This is a genomic window from Nocardiopsis sp. CNR-923 (assembly GCF_001942255.1).
Lineage (GTDB): Bacteria > Actinomycetota > Actinomycetes > Streptosporangiales > Streptosporangiaceae > Nocardiopsis.
Genome location: NZ_MKKC01000109.1, coordinates 149070 through 165626, shown reverse-complemented (window position 1 = coordinate 165626; position 16557 = coordinate 149070). Strand labels below are relative to the sequence as shown.

Below are 16557 nucleotides of genomic sequence, written 5' to 3'. Positions count from 1 at the left end.
GGCGGGCCCCGGCGGAACCGGGGCCCTCGCCTCTGGTCCAGCTACGGGGTCACGGAACGCCAGCGAACGTGCTCGGGGACGACGTCGTCGACGTGCCAGTCGAGATCGGACTCGACGGAGACCACACCCTCGACCCGACGGGCGCGCCGGACCAGCTCCTGGGCCTCGCTGCGCAGCCGAACGATCCCGGTCAGGTGGACGACGCCGTCGGAGACCGTCGCGGTCGGCTCCTCGTCGCGCACCCGGTTCAGGGCCTCGGTGATCTCGCCGCGCACCTCGTCGGCGATGTCGGCGTCCCCGCGCAGGAACACCCGCAACAGATCGGACCGGCTCACGATCCCGACCAACCGCTTCTCCTCGTCCACCACGGGCAGGTGCTTGATGCCGCGCCGCTCCATCAACCGTGCCGCCTCGACCACGCTGCTGTCGGGCCCGACCGTCACGGCGGGACTCGTCATGAGTTCGGCGGCGCGGCTGGCCTCGGCCTTGTCCCGCGCCGCCCCACCCGTTCCCAGGCGGGCGCGCAGCCGGGCCCGCGGCGGCGGGACGTAGTCACCGCCCTTGAACTCCTCCTTGTGGAGCAGGTCCTCCTCGGAGACCACCCCGGCCACCCGCCCCTCGGCGTCGGTCACGGGCAACGCGCCCACGCGGCGGCCGACCAGGATTTCGACGACCTCACGGTAACCGGCGTCCTGGGAAACGGAGTAGACCTTGGACGTCATGACGCTGCGGACCGTACTCATCACGGACCCCCTTGTCCGTCGGGCCGCCGCCCGCCGCCCGGCGCGAGGCGGGCGCGCGGCCGTCGAGTCCACTTCCAGGCTACTCCCGGTCGGCCGGCGGCGCCGGATCACTCCTTGCGCAGGACCCACTTGTCCCCGTCGACCTCGGGGTCCTGTCCGATCGACGCGCCGAACTCGCGCGCGGCCGCCCGCACGCCCGGGCGGTCGGGCCGGAAGCCGTTCCCGATCAGCGCGCCCCCGTCGCGCACGAGCACCCAGTAGTCCTGGATGTCGGTCAGCACGTCGCGGTACTCGTGCCCGGCGTCGAGGTAGGCGATGTCGCAGCGCACCCCTTCACGGGTGAGGATCCTGGCGGCGTGCGCGCTCGTGCACGGGAACGGCGTGATGATCTCCTCCAGCCCCGCGTGCACGACGTTGGCCAGGAACTGCCGGTAGATCTGCGGGTGTCCGAACTCCAGCCGCAGTTCGGACCGCTGGCGCGCCAGCATCCAGTGCTCGGCGTCGCCCAGGAAGCTGTCGACGCACAGGATCTCCGTCGTCAGCCCCAGGCCGCGCGCCACCCTCGCCATGTGCATGGCCGACGCGCCCGTCCACGTGCCCACCTCCACGATCAGCTCCGGCGACAGCGGGAGATCTCCCGGGCGAACACCGGGTGGTCGGAACCCGGCCCCTGCGGGTGGAATCCGGTCCCCTCGGCGAGGAACCGTTCGTAGGGAGACGTCTCGTGCAGCAGCGACATCACTTTCTGGACCATGGGTGGGCCCCTCCCGTCGTCCGGCGCCGGCGAGGCGCAGGAATAATCACACAAGGTGATGCTTTCAGTACCCATAGTATCCATTGTCCGACCGTCGCACTGGCGGCGAGTGCCGCAAAGGGGCCGTGGCGCACACCAGGACGGCGCACAGCCACGTACAATCCCTCTCAGTGACAACTTGACCACAAAGAGCAATATCACGGTCGGGGCGAGCCGTACCGATGTTCGGCCGCCCGAGGACGGAACGCGAGTGAACCGACTGCGGTTGCCCTCAACGCTGGCGAGCGTGGAGGTCGCGGAGGAATGGGCGTGGCGGATCGCCGACGCCTCCGGACTGGACGACGACGGGCGTTACCGGCTCGGGCTCGCCGTTCGCGAGGCGGCGGCCAACGCCGTCCTGCACGGGAACCGGTCCGACCCGGGAAAGATCGTCGACCTGCGCTGGAGCGAGGCGGGCGACCGTCTGAGGGTCGAGGTCGGGGATGACGGGGAGGGGTTCGCCCCGTCCGCCGCCGTCGAGCAGCCGGGCCACCGGGCGCCGGTCGACCTCTCCCCCTCCGGCCGGGGGGTCGCGATCATCCGCCACCTCGTCGACGAGTTCACCGTCACCCGTCGACGCACCCCGCCCGGGACCGTGGTGGTCCTGGCGATGGCACGCGGCACCGCCGCACCACAGGGAAAGGGACTTCGTTGAAGATCGACAAGCGCGCCGCGGACGGCGTCAGCATCCTCGACCTCGCCGGAAAACTCTACATCGGGGTCGGTGACCTCAAGCTTCGCGAGACGGTCCGGGACCTGTTGGCGACCGGCGAGAACAGGGTGCTGCTCAACATGGCGGCCGTCTCCTCCATCGACAGCTCCGGTGTCGGTGAACTCGTCTCCGCCTACACGACCGTCTCCAACCAGGGCGGGCAGCTCAAGCTCGTCAACCTGCCGCCCAAGCTGCACGAGGTGCTCCTCATCACCCGGCTGGCGGGGATCTTCGAGATCTACGACGACGAAGCGGAGGCCGTCGACAGTTTCAGCTAGGACGTGTGCCGTGGATGCCGCCCGCCGCGCAGCGGGGTATGCGTCCGCGGCACACGCCCTGGCGGTCCACCGGGTGCGGATCACCCGACACGGCTGCACAGACCTGGTCCGCGCCCCGAACAGGCACTCCTTCGCCGCAGCCGACCGGAAGCGCCCGCAGGCCCGCACCGTGATGACGATGTGCTCACGGTCGGAGGTACGGTGGCGCGATGGGGCTTCGCCCGGCCCCGGCCACGTAACTCTCCTCGCAAGGGGACACCCACCAAGGTTCGCGCCCATGCCCACCATTGTGCTCGCGGAGGACGACCCCGCCATCAGCCGCGCGGTCGAACAGTCGCTGCTCCTTGAGGGATACCGGGTCGTCACCGTCGGCGACGGCGTCGAAACCATCGCCGTGGTCAGCGAGGACGCCCCGGACGTGCTCGTCCTGGACCTGATGATGCCCGGTCTGGACGGGCTCTCGGTGTGCCGCGTCCTACGGGCCCAGGGCGACCGGATCCCGATCCTCGTCCTCACCGCCCGGAGCCAGGTCTGCGACCGCGTGGCCGGACTCGACGCCGGCGCGGACGACTACCTCGTCAAGCCCTTCGACCCGGAGGAACTGCTCGCCAGACTGCGTGCCCTGCTGCGCCGGGCGTCGCCGAGTGGCGGGGGCGACGGGGCTGTCCGGGAGCTGAGGGCCTCCGACGTGCGGCTCGACCCCGGATCGCGCCGGGTGTGGCGCGGCCCGGAGGAGATCGCCCTGTCCCGGACGGAGTTCGACCTGCTGGAGCTGCTGATGCGCAACCAGGGGGTCGTCGTGGAGCGCGCCTCGATTCACGAACGCGTCTGGGGCTACGACTTCGGCGCCGGTTCCACCAACCTCAGCGTGTTCATCAGCCATCTGCGACGCAAACTGGCCCGCCCGGACGCACCCGAGGTCATCCGCACGGTCCGGGGCGTCGGCTACACGATCCGCGCGTCGTGACACGCCGTCATCGGTCCCGTCTGAGCCTGCGTCTGACCTTCGCCCTGCTGTTCGCCGCGATCGCGGCGCTGGTCGCCGTCGGCGTGGGCACCCTGAGCTACGGTCTGGCGTCCGCCCTGATCTGGCGGGAGACCGAAAACGACTTCGCCCGCGCCGTGGAGACGGTGGCGGAACGCGCCGTCGACGAGGGCGATGTGACGCCGGAGGATCTGGCCGAACCCGACTCGGACGAGACGGACCTGGGCGACATGCTGGCCGGATCCCGCACGCTGATCGGCCAAATCCTGGGCCCCGCGGGGAGGATCGCCGACGCGGGACGCCCCTGGCCGCTGCCGGTGTCCGAGACCGACCGTTGGGCGGCGAGGGCCGCCGAACCCGGTCTCACCGCGGGCGGTGAGGTGGAGACGAACGGTGAGCGGTTGCGGGTCACCGCGGTCTCCCTCGGCGGCGCGCGCGGAGCCGTGCAGGTGGCACAGCGGCTGAGCGAGGTGGACGGGCTGTTGGCCGACCTCAGGGGCAGCATCACGTGGGTGGGCGCAGCGGTCTCGGCCGCCGCCGGGGTGTGCGGCTGGTTCGTGGCGGGGCGGGTGACCCGTGGGCTCGTCCGGCTGACACGGGTGGCCGAGGAGGTGGCCCACACCGGGCGGCTGGACCTGCCCGTGCCCTCGGGTGGAGGGGACGAGGTCGGTCGACTGGGCGCGGCCTTCGACGCGATGCTGGGTCGACTCGCCCGGTCCAAGGACGCCCAACAGCGGTTGGTGCGGGAGGCCAGTCACGAGCTGCGCACTCCGCTGACGAGCCTGCGCGCCAACATCTTCCTGCTGCACCGTTTCGATGATCTGCCGCTCTCCGCCCGCGGGCCGCTGTTGGCGGATCTGACGGTGGAGTCCAGGGAACTGGTCCACCTCTCGACGAACTGGTGGAACTCGCGACGGATACCCGGGAGCCGGAGGAGGTGGAGCCGGTCGAACTCGCCGAGACCGCGGCAAGGGTGGCCGACCGCTTCCGTGTCCGCGCCGGTCGACGGATCACCGTCGTGGCGGACTCCAGCGCCGTCGACGGTCGGCCGCTGGCCCTGGAACGCTGCCTGTCCAACCTGGTGGAGAACGCGACGAAGTTCGACGCGTCGGCGGAACCGCTGGAGATCGTGATCGTCCGGGGCCGCGTCGAGGTCAGGGACCGCGGCCCCGGCCTCCCGGACCTACCCGAGGGTCGGCTCTTCGACCGCTTCTACCGGGCCCCCGAGGTGAGCGGGACGCGGGGCTCGGGACTGGGCCTGGCGATCGTGCGGGATGTGGTGGTCGCGCACGGCGGAACGGTCTTCGCCCACAACCGCGAGGGCGGCGGCGCGGTGATCGGCTTCGAGCTGCCGGGGCGCTGAGGCGTCCTGGACCCGGCGCCGCGCGGGCCGGAGGACGGACGGGCCCTCGGGCCCTGACGAACCTCGTCGCCGCGCTCCCTCACACGGGCGTCCGGGCCACCGCACGGCCCCCGCCCAACAACGAGGGACGCCTGCGCGCGGCCAGGTCCTCGGCCCACCCGAACACGCACGCCGCCACCAGGAGCAGCAGGGCCTCCACGGTGACCAACGCCAGTGTCTGCGATACGAACCACTCGGCGAACTCGACGTTCTCGGCGAGCCACCAGATCACGAGCAGCAACGGGTAGTGCCAGAGATAGACGGTCACGGCCCGGGCGTTCAACCGGCGGCTCAGACCACGGAGCCAGGCCCCTCGCTGGAGCAGCCCGGCGCCCGGCCTCACCCGCAGCAGCACGATGATGAACGCGACGGACAGCAGGGTGTTCAGTACGGCGCTGTCGTAGAGGGTGAGCGAGGCGAACTCGATCTCCGGCTCGTCCCTGAGCGACCACCACAGACCCACCGCGGCCAGTGCGGTGGACAGGGACACGGCGACCCAGACGCTCATCCGGGACAGCAGTCCGTCGTTGTGGGCGAACCCGACCAGCCAGCAGGCCAGGTAGACGACGAGGCTGCTGAGCAGCCCCTCGGATCCGGACAGCATCGAGGACAGCAGACCCTCGCTCTCGAAGGCGAACAGGTCGAGGGCGAAGACCGCCCCCATGGAGGCTGCGACCACCGACCAGGGGCTCAGCCGGAACAACCGCAGCAGCAGGGGTGAGAGCAGCACGAACCACAGGTACGTGCGCACGTACCACAGCACTCCGCTGAAGGCGCCGCCGATCTCCAACCCGTTGGAGGGAGGATGGCCCAAGGGGAGGAACCAGTAGAGCGTCTCCCACGACAGGGGCAGTGGTTCGCCCGCCGCGAGCGACTCCCACGACATCAGCGGGAGGGCGATCACCGCCATCAACCACATCGGCGGCAGCAGTCGGCGCAGTCTGCCCCGGATGACCCGTGTCGTTCCCCTCCGCCGGTCGAGGGAGGAGGCCATCAGCGATCCGCCGAGCGCGAACATCACGCCCATCGACGGGAAGACCACCGACAGCCACGCCACTTCGACGGTGTGCAGCAGCACGACGCGGACGATGGCGACGCCGCGCAGGAGGTCGAGGTAGCCGTCACGCCCTGCCACCGGCGCGGTCGCCGAAGACGTGGGGGACGGTTCCCCTTCCTCGCCGCCGGCGGGGGGAGTGCTGTTCCCGGTGTGTGACACTGCTGTCTTCCTCATTCGGTGGGGGGACGCGGACGGAGTGCGCCGTGACCGGGGCCGGGGATCTCGGCATGCGCGTCCCACTCTGGGGGACCGGTGTGAAGGGATGTCTGGGAAAGCCCTAAGAATCGGCGAAGATCCGACGCGGCCCTTCGCGGCCGGTGTCCGCAGGGCCCTACTACTGACCCCTCAGTCTCGGAGCGGGCGTCGCGCCACCACCGACACGTGCGGATCGTCGGGCCCGTCCAACAGCCGGGCCTGGCGCGCCACCCGCTGCAACCGCGGCAACGGCGTGTCCGGCCCCAGCCCCTTCGCCCCATGGACCTGCGCGGCGGCGTCGGCCACCGTCGACAGCGCCCGTGCGGGAACCACACGGTCCCGGACGGCGACTGCCTGTGCGGCAGAAAGGTCGAAGCGGACGATCGACGAGTTCCCTCATCCCCCACAACCGCCGTCCTCCGGACAGGATTCGCGAGGCGCAGCCATGACCTCCGCTGTTCCCCTCACCCCACCGCCCCTGGCGGGAACGGACCTGACCTGCGACGAAGGCCGCGATCCGTATCGCCACACCGCACGCCTGCTCCGTGCCTTGGGCGTCGGCCGCCGACCGGCGGCCCTCTCCAGCCGCCGGTCGCGGCCGGCCGCCAGGTCGGGGCCGGGGGTGACGACGCCGGTCGTGACGCCCAGGGCGACCCGGCTGCCCGCCCGGATGTCCAGGTCGACCTCGCGCACGGCCCTGACGGGCCCGTGGTCACAGATCAGCGACTCGATCCGGATACTGGCTCCCAGTGGTGGCACGCGGCACCCGCCTTCCGCTGGACGGTTCCTTCCCGACAGGAGTCGTCAGGACACCGCGCGCGGTTCCCGGATCCCGGTTTCGCGGGATGCGTTCCCGTTCGTCGGCCGTGCCCGGCTCGGCCAGGTCGTCGACCATGACGTGGTACCCGCCCTCCATCGGCTCGGTCGATCCGTCGCCCGGCACGGCCCGGGGCGTCGGGGTCAGGCGGCCTCGTGGAACAGGCGCAGCAGGTCGCGGCGACCGCGCGCCACCCGGGACCGGACCGTGCCGATGGGCACGCCGATCACCCGCGCCGCCTCGGCGTAGGGCATCTCCTCGATCTGCGTGAGGACGAACGCCGTGCGCCGGTCCTCGGGCAGCGCCTTCAGCAGGTCCAGGAGGGCCAGGTACTCGTCGAAGCGTCCGGGGCACGCTCCGGGAGCGACCCGTGACCAGTCGCCCACCGGCTCGTGGCGCGGGGCGCGGCCGTGGGACCGGTAGCGGTCGGCGACGGTGTGCCGGGCGACGGACAGCAGCCAGGAGCGGACCGGGGCCCGGCCCTCGTAGCGCGCCAGGCCGTGCATCGCGCGGGAGAAGGTCTCCTGGGTGAGGTCGTCGACCCAGGAGGGGTCCACGCGGCGCGCGATGAACCGCGCGACGTGGTCCCGGGTCTGGGAGAACAGGGAGTTCATCTCCTCCACGCCGCCCTCCTTGGCCCGCAGAGCCAGGAGGGTCAGTTCCTCCCGGTCCGGGCGCTCGTCCGGGGACGGCTCCGGGCGCGGTGCGGTCCGCGGTGGGACGGGTCTGTTCAGGGGGGCGGGGGGTCGTGTCTCGATGAGCGCGGGCACGTGTGCTCCTTCGGTCACCGCGCGCGGTCGACGGACCGGCGGACGGCGCGGGGCCGTCCGCGGGCTCGACCGCGGGCGCGGGGGATGTCGGGGTGCGTGGCGCCCGGTGGAGGACCACCGGGGTGGCGGTGCACGGCCTGGGCGTCGGGAGCGACCGGGACCCGCGGGTCGCGACGCACGGCGGACGGACGCGGCGCCGGGGCAGCGCGGTCGGGGCCGTGCGCGGTGGGACTCCGGTTGCTCAGGCGGTGCGGGGCGCCAGGGGCGGGCCGCGCAGGATCCGGGTGTGCCGAAGGTAGGGCAGGAGGGGCTGGGAGCGTTCCTCGTCCGCCCAGGGTCCCCGGCCGAGGGCGGGCTCGGGGAGGACCCGCACCCGCCCGAGCACGAGCAGGAGCGGGAGGAGGGTGAGCGCCATGAAGCGCAGGAAGGCGAAGAGGGCGTTCTCGCCGCGGTGCAGCCACCACGCGCTGAGCAGGGCGGCCACGACGTGCATGGCGAGCATCTGCCAGGTCGACAGCGAGGCGTTGGCCGCCGCGTCCGCGACGCTGGCGGAGTAGGCGGCCGTGTCGGTGGCGAGGGCGGTGTTCTGGGCGGCGGCGGTGTGCGCGCCGTGTCCGCCGCCCCGCATCTGGGTGTAGCTGAACGCGAGGTGCAGGGCGAACTGGCCCCAGAGCATCCATCCGGCCAGGACCAGCGGACCGTGGCGGCGTTTGGCGGCGACCCAGGCCGCGGCCATGACCACCGCCGCGCCGAGCAGGAGACCGGCGACGGGGACGTCGTGTCCGGAGGTCAGGGCGTGGCCGTGCGCGGACAGGCTCGCGCACACCAGGGTGAACACCCCGGCGCGCAGCGGACGGCACGGCTGGTTCTCGGACATCTCCGCCCCATCGTCTCACCCCCTCCGGGCGTCCCCGGACCGGGTTGCCCCCCTTCGGCGCGGCCTGGCCACGAAGACGCCAGGGGCCCGGATCCGCCGGGGACCATGCGGTCCGCGCCCGATACCCAAGCCTCCGACCAGTGGTTTGCCCACTTCAAGGCCGAACGTGACTGCGCGCCGGCGGTGCGGACCTCCGCGGCGGTGGGCCCGAACGTGTTCGCGCCGTGCGCGATCGGAGGCGTGGGGTACGCCCGGCGCGTGGCCACCTCCGCCTTACCTGAACGTGACAGTCCTGTCACCGGGAAGCGACCGCCCGCGCCCGGCGGCGGGCGCGCGGACGGACGCGGGGCGCGGGACGTGCGGGTCACGCGCAGGGGCTCTTCCGGTCGGCCGCGCCGGTGGTGCTGGCCGCCGCCGCGAGCTCGCCGAGGACCCCAATAAGATCAGCGACAGCTGATGTCAGCACGCACTGATAACGTCACATCAGTCCCAACTGACACGACACTCCGACCGGTGGGAGATCCCCATGGCCGACGCGCCTTCCGTCCTGTTCGTCTGCGTGCACAACGCGGGCCGCTCCCAGATGGCCGCCGCATGGCTGCGCCACCTCGCGGGCGACCGCGTGCAGGTGCGGTCGGCGGGTTCGGCCCCGGCCGACACCGTCAACCCGGCGGTGGTCGAGGCCATGCGGGAGGTGGGGATCGACATCTCCGACCAGAGGCCCATGGTCCTGACCATCGAGGCCGTGGAGGTCTCCGACGTGTGCGTCACCATGGGCTGCGGCGACGCCTGCCCGTACTTCCCCGGCAAGCGCTACCTGGACTGGTCGCTGCCGGACCCCGCGGGTCAGGGGGTGGCCGCCGTGCGCCCCACCCGTGACGAGATCCGCGGGCTCGTGGAGGGCCTCCTGGCGGATCTGGGCGTCGAACCGGTGCGCTGAGCGGGCGGCTTCAGGCCTGCGCGCCGCCGGAGCCGGGGTCGCACTCCGCCGACCGCGCCGCCTCCGGCTCCTGGTCGGGCCCGCGCCGCTCCAGCATGACGGTGTCACGCCACACCCCGTGGTGCCGGCCGATCCGCTCGCGCACGCCGAGAGTGCGAAAGCCCGCCAGGTGGTGCAGGGACAGGCTCGCCTTGTTCTCCGGAAAGATCGAGGTCTGCAGCGTCCACAGCCCCCCGGCGTCCGCCGCGGTGACCTGGCGGTGGATGAGCGCCCTGCCGACCCCGCGCCCGCGCGCGTCCTCGGCCACGTACACGGAGGTCTCGGCGACCCCCGCGTACACCTCGCGGGCGGAGACCCGGGAGGCCGCCGCCCAGCCGACCACCCGGCCGTCGATCTCGGCGACCCAGCGGTGTCCGGGCAGCCACCGGGCGTCCAGGTCACGCGCGTCGGGCGCCTCGGTCTCGAAGGTGGCGTGACCCGTGGCGATCCCCTCGGCGTAGATCCGCAGCACGTCGTCGAGGTCTCCCTCGCGCATGGCGCGGACGGTCACGTCGTCGGGGAGGTCGGCGGGGCAGCAGGGGCGGGTGGACAGCAGGCCCATGACGGCGTCGGCGGCGTGCGGAAGACCCGTGCAGCAGGCCGGGTTGACCGCCACGTGCGTGGACGTGCCGACCTTGGTCAGGGTCACGAAGCCGACGTCGGCCAGCTTGCGCAGGTGGTGGGAGACGGTGGGCTGGCGGAGGCCGACCGCCTCGGCGAGCGTGCCCACTCCCACCGAGCCCGGCGCGGTGGCGATCGCGTGCAGGAGGCGCACACGCGCGGGCTCCGCCAGGCAGGCGAACCAGGAGGCGTAGGTCTCGGCGTCCTCGGTACGCAGGGGTGCGGCGGTCGGCCGCGCGGGTGTCGTGGCGGTCATGGCATCCATTATCAACGATGATCTATATCGATAGCCATCGATGTTGCTTTCATCGATTTCAGTCTATAGAGTCCTCTCCATAGACGCCAGTCGATGAAAGGACGCGTCTCATGAAGGAACTCCCCGTCGTCGTGATCGGCGCCGGCCCGGTGGGTCTGGCCGCAGCGGCGGAACTGGTCGAACGAGGGCTGCCGGCCGTGGTCCTGGAGCGGGGGGACTCCCCGGGAGCGGCGGTCGCGGAATGGGGCCACGTCCGACTGTTCTCGCCCTGGCGCGACCTCGTCGCCCCCGCCGCCGAGCGGCTGCTCGCCACCACCGGCTGGAGCCGCCCCGATGACGACGCCCACCCGACCGGCCGCGCCTGGGTCGACGCCTACCTGACCCCGCTCGCCGCCGCCCTCGGCGAGCGCGTGCGCCTGAACACCGAGGTCGTCGGCGTCACCCGCCGGGGCCGCGACCGCGTGGTCGACGCCGACCGCGAGGACCAGCCGTTCACGGTGCGCGTGCGCACGGTCAAGGGCGAGGAACGGCTGTCGGCCCGCGCCGTCGTCGACGCCTCCGGAACCTGGGGCACCCCCAACCCGCTGGGCGGTGACGGCCTGCCCGCCCTGGGCGAGGAGGCGCTCGCCGAGCGGATCGCGCACCGCGTCCCCGACCCCGCCGACCCGGCCGCCCGGGCCCGGTACGCCGGCCGCACCACCGCCGTCGTGGGGCGCGGCCACTCGGCGCTGACCGCGCTCCTGGCCCTGGCCGCGCTCGCGGAGGAGGTCCCGGACACCCGGGTCGTGTGGGTGCTGCGGCGCGGAGGGGTCGGCGACGCCTTCGGCGGGGGCGAGGCGGACCAGCTCCCGGCGCGGGGAGCCCTCGGCGTCCAGGCGCGCAAGGCCGTCGACTCCGGACACGTCCGCGTGGTGACCGGCTTCCGCAGCGCCGAGGTCCGCGCACGGGACGGCCGCCTCGTCCTTGTCGCCGACGACGGCCGTGAGCTGGAGCCGGTGGACGAGGTCGTGGCCCTGACCGGATTCCGACCGGACCTGTCCTTCCTCTCCGAGATCCGGCTGTCGCTGGACCCCGTGCTCCAGGCCCCCGTGGAGCTGGCGCCGCTGATCGACCCCAACGTCCACTCCTGCGGAACCGTCTACCCGCACGGGGTGCGCGAGCTGTCCCACCCGGAGACCGGTTTCCACCTCGCGGGGATGAAGTCCTACGGCCGCGCGCCGACGTTCCTCGCCCTGACCGGCTACGAACAGGTCCGGAGCATCGCCGCGCGGATCGCGGGCGACCACGCGGCGGCCGACCGGGTGGAGCTGACGCTGCCCGAGACCGGCGTGTGCGGCGGGTCGGGGCTGTTCGACGCGCCCGAGGCGGCGGACGAGGGCGGCTGCTGCGGCGGCCCCGGGCCGCAGGAGGTGGAGTTCGACGTCACCGGGCCCACGCGCTGACGCCCCCTCCCCCACGAAGGAACAGGCCCGTGGAGCACGTGCCCCTCACGATCGTCGGCTCCGGTCAGGCGGGCCTCGCCGCCGCGGGCGGCACCGGCCTCACCGGTGCCGCCGCCTGCGGATCGACGGCACCAGGAGCAGTCCGACGAGCAGTCCGGCCACGACGCGCCCGTGAGCGTGACCCACAAGGGCGCCACGACCGTGACGAGCAGTACCTGGATCTCCGTCGACTGCCGGTTCTGGACCACGAAGACGACGACGCCGATCAGGATGACGAGTCCCACCCAGACCCGGGCGGGAATCCGCGCGAGCACACTCCGCCGCTCGTTGGGACCTTCACCGGTCATTCCGGCCTCCCCTCCTCCGACGGCGGAGGAGCCCGGCGCCGGGTCCCACCGCCCGCACGGGCCCTTCCCTCGGACCGTGCCCGGCGCGCCGTCTCCTCCAAGTCAGCGGACGGCCAAGTCTTGGCGGTCGAGCACCGCGGCCGTGCTCGCCTCGGGGCGCAGGTCCAGGCGGCGCAGGAGTTGGGCGTTGAGGGCCACGACCACGGTGGACAGCGACATCAGCACCGCGCCCACCGCCATGGGCATCACGAATCCCACGGGCGCCAGCACCCCGGCCGCCAGCGGCACCGAGATGAGGTTGTAGCCCGCCGCCCACCACAGGTTCTGCCGCATCTTCCGGTAGCCGGCCCGGGACAGTTCGATCACCGACAGCACCGACCGTGGATCGTCACTGGCCAGGATCACCCCGGCCGAGGCGATGGCCACGTCGGTGCCCGCGCCGATCGCCAGGCCCACGTCGCGCGGGCCAGCGCCGGGGCGTCGTTGACACCGTCCCCGACCATGACCACGCTGCGGCCCCGCCCCTGGAGGTCGGCGACGCGGGTTCCCTTGTCCTCGGGGCGCACCTGGGCGAAGACCCGGTCGATGGCGAGTTCGTCGGCGACGGACCGGGCCACCGCCTCGGCGTCACCCGTGACCATGACGACCTCCAAACCCAGGACGTGCAGGGCGCGGACGGCCTGGCGCGACTCCTCACGCACCTCGTCGGCCAGCGCGATCGCGCCGATGACCGTGCCGCCGGAGAGCACGTGCAGGACGATCGCGCCCTCGGCCTTCCAGGGCTCGGTGGCGGGCAGTTCGTCGGCGTCGTGGGAGCTCAGCATCCCGGGCCCTCCGACGCTGATCCGCGCGCCCGCGACCGTGGCCGTGACGCCGACCGCGGTGGACGCCCGGAAATCGGCGGCCTCGGGAACGTCGAGGCCGCGGTCCCGTGCCGCGGCCACGACGGCCCGGGCGAGCGGGTGTTCGCTGTCCGCCTCCGCCGAGGCGGCCAGGGCCAGCACCTCGTCCTCGCCCCGTCCGCCGACCGAGGTCACGCGGACCACCACCGGTTCGCCCTTGGTCAGGGTCCCGGTCTTGTCGAACAGGACGGTGTCGGCGGTGCGCATGCTCTCCAGGGCCATGCGGTCCTTGACCAGGACGCCGCCGCGGGCGGCGCGTTCGGTGGCGATCGAGACCACCAGGGGGATCGCCAGCCCCAGGGCGTGGGGGCAGGCGATGACCAGCACGGTGATGGTCCGTTCCAGGGCGTAGCCGGGCACGCCGAGCAGCGACCACACGGTCAGGGTGACCACGCCGGCGGCCAGGGCGAACCAGAACAGCCAGGCGGCGGCGCGGTCGGCCAGGCGCTGGGCGCGTGAGGACGAACTCTGCGCGTCGCTGACCAGCCGCTGGATGCCCGCCAGGGCGGTGTCGTCGCCGACCGCCGTGATCCGCACCCGCAGCGCGCTGTCGGTGGAGACCGTCCCGGCCACCACCCGTTCGCCCGGACCGCGGGTGACGGGTCGCGACTCTCCGGTGATCATCGACTCGTCCATGTCCGCTGTGCCCTCGGCGACCTCGCCGTCCGCGGGAACGCGACCGCCGGGCCGGACGATGACCAGGTCCCCCACGGCCAGGTCGGCGGGGGCGACGGTGGCCACCGTGTCCCCGTCGACGCGCTCCGCCTCGTCGGGCAGCAGCGCGGCCAGCGACTCCAGGGCCGACGACGTCCGGGCCAGGGAGCGCATCTCGATCCAGTGGCCGAGCAGCATGATGACCACCAGCAGGGCGAGCTCCCACCAGAAGTCCAGATGGTGGGCGACCAGTCCCAGTTGGGAGCCCCACGAGGCGAGGAAGGCCACGGTGATGGCCAGGGCGATCAGCAGCATCATGCCGGGACGGCGTTCTTTGAGCTCGTCGACGGCCCCGGAGAGGAACGGCCAGCCGCCCCACAGGTACATCACGGTGCCCAGGAGCGGGGAGACCCACGTCAGACCGGGTACGTCCGGAAGGGTGTAGCCGATCAGGCCCGCGAACATGCCGCTGAACCCGACCGTGGGCACCGCGAGGACCGACATGATCCAGAACAGGCGGCGGAACCGGCCGACGTGGTCGCCGTGGTCGCCGTGGCCGGTACGGTCCGTGTGCTGGCCACTGCCCGTGTGATCGCCGTGGGCGCTCGGGTCGTGATGAGGGGATGTCGGGTTCATACCGCTGAAGCTATACCCCACGGGGGTATTTGACAAGCACCGCTCCTCCGACGCGCGGAAGACGACCCACGAGGCGAACCACCCGGGTGCGCGCACCACCGCTGCGCGCCGGACGAGCAGCCGGATTCCGCCGTCGCCGGGATCGCCGCGTTCACGACGCGGGTACGGGCCGGGAAGGAACGGGCGGGTCGGGCAACCGCGGCGATGCCGTCACAGCCGACCCGGGCCCCGACCGCGCCTGTCGGGCGGGGCAGCCGTCCACGGCACGCGCCCTGGGCCTCGACCCTCTGGACGAGGAAGCACTCGTTGCCGAAGGGGTCGGTGAACCAGGTCGCCCGGTCGCCCCACGGCAGAACGAGACCCCATGGCAGTGGCCTTAGGAGATCATGGGCGAAGCCATCGGATATCAGTGATCGCGGTTGTCCCTGCTGCCGGCGTCCGGAAGACCCCAGGAGGCCCGACGCGCCTGTGAGGCCGCGCGCAGACCAGCGCCGACTTCGTCCGGCGGGTCTTGGTGAGTTCTCGGCTTCTGCACGGACACGGCACGGCGCCGATCGGGGCTCGGTCGTGCCTGTGACGCGTCGCTGTTCGATCGCAGGGTCAGGGTGAGGTCCAGGGCGGCGAACAGCCGAAGGAGGGGCTCCAGTTCGGCGCCGCGGTGGCCTGCTTCGACGCGGGCCAGCCAGGAGCGGGCAACGCCAGCCCGGGCTGCCAGGGCCGCCTGGCTGAGACCCTGGGAGAGCCGGGTGTCGCGGACCAGACCACCGAGCTTCGACCACCCCGTCAGGGTGAACTCTTCCGGCATCGCGTCTTCTCCGTCCTCGTTCGAGGACATTGAAAGCATGTCCTCGAACGAGGACAACTGTGAGTTGTCCTGGAACAGGGACAGCGGAGAGGGGCGGTGGACAACCTTCCGACGGACCGATGAACATGCGGGGGACGGCCGCACGAAGCTCCGACCTGCCCTACCCGCGAGATTCTGTGGGTTTCGTGCGGCGTGGCGAAGGGTGGCCATGGCGTGGTCGACACAGCACCGTCGACCTGGGCTTATTCATGGGACGGCAGGACCACTACGGGTCAGGAGCTCAGTGCTTGGAGCCCTCGATCCGGGCCAGAACCGCTGCCTCGGAAACGTTGCCGTCGACACGGCTGCCGGTGCTGCTCCGATCCCGTGACGAGTCGGCTTGCACACGGGCGGGTGACGAACCCGTGCATGACCAGGGAACGCCGTCCGCTCTGAGCCGCGCGCTGCGAGCGGCGGGCGGAGGGCGCCTACGGCTCGCCCAACGTCGGCGGGTCGCCCCAACCACCACTGAATGACGGCTGGGCCATCACTCAGCCATCATTCCAGCATGCGCGGGCATACACGCACGTGCTCCGCCGTACTACTCAGCCGGGCGACCCGATGCCGTGTCATCCGGGGTCGCGACGCCGATCGGGCAGCTGGCGCCGGTTCCGCCGATCCCGCAGTAGCCGTTCGGGTTCTTGGCGTCGGACAGGTACTGCTGGTGGTAGTCCTCTGCGAAGTAGAACGCCCGCAGCGGCGCGATCTCGGTGGTGATCGGCCCGTGGCCCGCCCGGGTCAGGACCGGCTGGAAGGCGTCCCGCGTGGCCTCGGCCACGGCCCGCTGGGCATCGTCGTGGTAGAGGATCGCCGACCGGTACTGCGTGCCCACGTCGTTGCCCTGGCGCATCCCCTGGGTGGGGTCGTGGCCCTCCCAGAACACCTTGAGGACCTCGGCGTAGGAGATGCGGGCGGGGTCGAAGACCACCCGCACCACCTCGGTGTGGCCGGTCCGGCCCGAGCACACCTCCTCGTAGGTGGGATGGGGCGTGTACCCGCCCGCGTAGCCGACGGCGGTGGTGAGGATCCCGCCCTCCGCGCCCAGTCGCCAGAACGTCCGCTCGGCGCCCCAGAAGCAGCCCATGGCCACGTCGGCGATCTCGTGGCCCTCGGGGTAGGGCGGGCTGAGCGGCGTGTCCAGGACGGTGTGCCGCGCGGGCACCGGCATCGGGGTGTCCCGGCCGGGCAGGGCGCGCGCCGGGTCGACCATGGTCGTCTTCGAACCGAACATGCGTCCAGACTAGCCA

18 protein-coding genes and 1 pseudogene are annotated in these 16557 nt (G+C 72.4%); 7 read left to right on the top strand and 12 right to left on the bottom strand.

The genetic code is table 11. The features are described from left to right. Window positions 1-41: 41 nt before the first annotated feature. From BJF83_RS19995 to BJF83_RS27625, 3 genes are all read right to left on the bottom strand, one after another. On the bottom strand, window positions 42-743 hold the full coding sequence (locus BJF83_RS19995) for a CBS domain-containing protein (RefSeq protein ID WP_075927511.1): 702 nt from the start codon (window positions 741-743) through the stop codon (window positions 42-44). A 107-nt stretch (window positions 744-850) separates the two neighbouring features. Then, window positions 851-1351 (bottom strand): class I SAM-dependent methyltransferase, encoded by a 501-nt coding sequence (locus BJF83_RS19990; RefSeq protein WP_075927510.1) that lies wholly within the window; start codon window positions 1349-1351, stop codon window positions 851-853. A gap of 2 nt (window positions 1352-1353) precedes the next feature. Then, the gene (locus BJF83_RS27625) at window positions 1354-1497 is read right to left on the bottom strand and encodes a hypothetical protein (protein ID WP_158070410.1); all 144 of its coding nucleotides are present in this window, start codon (window positions 1495-1497) and stop codon (window positions 1354-1356) included. 250 nt (window positions 1498-1747) lie between these two features. Between BJF83_RS27625 and BJF83_RS19985 the strand changes: the two genes are divergently transcribed. From BJF83_RS19985 to BJF83_RS28005, 5 genes are all read left to right on the top strand, one after another. Next, window positions 1748-2191 (top strand): ATP-binding protein, encoded by a 444-nt coding sequence (locus BJF83_RS19985; protein WP_075927509.1) that lies wholly within the window; start codon window positions 1748-1750, stop codon window positions 2189-2191. After that, window positions 2188-2526, top strand: a complete 339-nt coding sequence (locus tag BJF83_RS19980) for an STAS domain-containing protein (RefSeq protein WP_075927508.1) — start codon at window positions 2188-2190, stop codon at window positions 2524-2526. The genes BJF83_RS19985 and BJF83_RS19980 overlap by 4 nt, the downstream gene beginning before the upstream one ends. A gap of 277 nt (window positions 2527-2803) precedes the next feature. After that, entirely contained in the window at window positions 2804-3493 is a 690-nt protein-coding gene (locus BJF83_RS19975; RefSeq protein WP_075927507.1) for a response regulator transcription factor, read from the top strand. Next, window positions 3490-4644, top strand: coding sequence for a HAMP domain-containing protein (locus BJF83_RS29665; RefSeq protein WP_262391693.1), 1155 nt, complete (start codon window positions 3490-3492; stop codon window positions 4642-4644). The genes BJF83_RS19975 and BJF83_RS29665 overlap by 4 nt, the downstream gene beginning before the upstream one ends. Then, window positions 4593-4874 carry a sensor histidine kinase KdpD gene (locus BJF83_RS28005; RefSeq protein WP_262391692.1) on the top strand — a complete coding sequence of 94 codons (282 nt, stop codon included), beginning with the start codon at window positions 4593-4595 and terminating at the stop codon, window positions 4872-4874. Before BJF83_RS29665 ends, BJF83_RS28005 begins: the two co-directional genes overlap by 52 nt. A 79-nt stretch (window positions 4875-4953) precedes the next feature. Here BJF83_RS28005 and BJF83_RS19965 read toward each other — a convergent pair whose 3' ends face one another. From BJF83_RS19965 to BJF83_RS19945, 5 genes are all read right to left on the bottom strand, one after another. Further along, window positions 4954-6048 (bottom strand): acyltransferase, encoded by a 1095-nt coding sequence (locus BJF83_RS19965; RefSeq protein WP_262391691.1) that lies wholly within the window; start codon window positions 6046-6048, stop codon window positions 4954-4956. A 267-nt stretch (window positions 6049-6315) separates the two neighbouring features. Then, a complete protein-coding gene (locus BJF83_RS19960; protein WP_262391690.1) occupies window positions 6316-6498 on the bottom strand; it encodes an acyl-CoA dehydrogenase family protein in 183 nt (60 codons plus the stop codon). A gap of 63 nt (window positions 6499-6561) precedes the next feature. Beyond that, window positions 6562-6924, bottom strand: a complete 363-nt coding sequence (locus tag BJF83_RS27025) for a hypothetical protein (protein WP_143831999.1) — start codon at window positions 6922-6924, stop codon at window positions 6562-6564. A 201-nt stretch (window positions 6925-7125) separates the two neighbouring features. Then, window positions 7126-7752: a sigma factor-like helix-turn-helix DNA-binding protein gene (locus BJF83_RS19950; protein ID WP_262391689.1), complete on the bottom strand. Its 627-nt coding sequence runs from the start codon at window positions 7750-7752 to the stop codon at window positions 7126-7128. A 241-nt stretch (window positions 7753-7993) separates the two neighbouring features. Further along, window positions 7994-8629, bottom strand: coding sequence for a hypothetical protein (locus BJF83_RS19945; RefSeq protein WP_075927504.1), 636 nt, complete (start codon window positions 8627-8629; stop codon window positions 7994-7996). A 526-nt stretch (window positions 8630-9155) separates the two neighbouring features. On the opposite strand from BJF83_RS19945, the gene BJF83_RS19940 reads away from it, so the two are divergent. Continuing rightward, window positions 9156-9569: an arsenate reductase ArsC gene (locus BJF83_RS19940; protein ID WP_075927503.1), complete on the top strand. Its 414-nt coding sequence runs from the start codon at window positions 9156-9158 to the stop codon at window positions 9567-9569. A gap of 10 nt (window positions 9570-9579) precedes the next feature. Here BJF83_RS19940 and BJF83_RS19935 read toward each other — a convergent pair whose 3' ends face one another. Next, complete coding sequence (locus BJF83_RS19935) at window positions 9580-10485, bottom strand: metalloregulator ArsR/SmtB family transcription factor (RefSeq protein ID WP_075927502.1); 906 nt, start codon at window positions 10483-10485, stop codon at window positions 9580-9582. Between the two features lie 110 nt (window positions 10486-10595). Here BJF83_RS19935 and BJF83_RS19930 point away from each other — a divergent pair, with 110 nt between their 5' ends. Beyond that, window positions 10596-11927 (top strand): FAD-dependent oxidoreductase, encoded by a 1332-nt coding sequence (locus BJF83_RS19930; protein WP_075927501.1) that lies wholly within the window; start codon window positions 10596-10598, stop codon window positions 11925-11927. Window positions 11928-12376: 449 nt separating this feature from the next. On the opposite strand, the pseudogene BJF83_RS19920 reads toward BJF83_RS19930, so the two are convergent. From BJF83_RS19920 to msrA, 3 genes and pseudogenes are all read right to left on the bottom strand, one after another. Next, window positions 12377-14466, bottom strand: a pseudogene (locus BJF83_RS19920) (copper-translocating P-type ATPase). A gap of 406 nt (window positions 14467-14872) precedes the next feature. Continuing rightward, window positions 14873-15301 carry a helix-turn-helix domain-containing protein gene (locus BJF83_RS19910; protein WP_075927500.1) on the bottom strand — a complete coding sequence of 143 codons (429 nt, stop codon included), beginning with the start codon at window positions 15299-15301 and terminating at the stop codon, window positions 14873-14875. A gap of 550 nt (window positions 15302-15851) precedes the next feature. Next, a complete protein-coding gene (gene msrA / locus BJF83_RS19905) occupies window positions 15852-16541 on the bottom strand; it encodes a peptide-methionine (S)-S-oxide reductase MsrA (RefSeq protein WP_075927499.1) in 690 nt (229 codons plus the stop codon). Window positions 16542-16557: the final 16 nt, after the last annotated feature.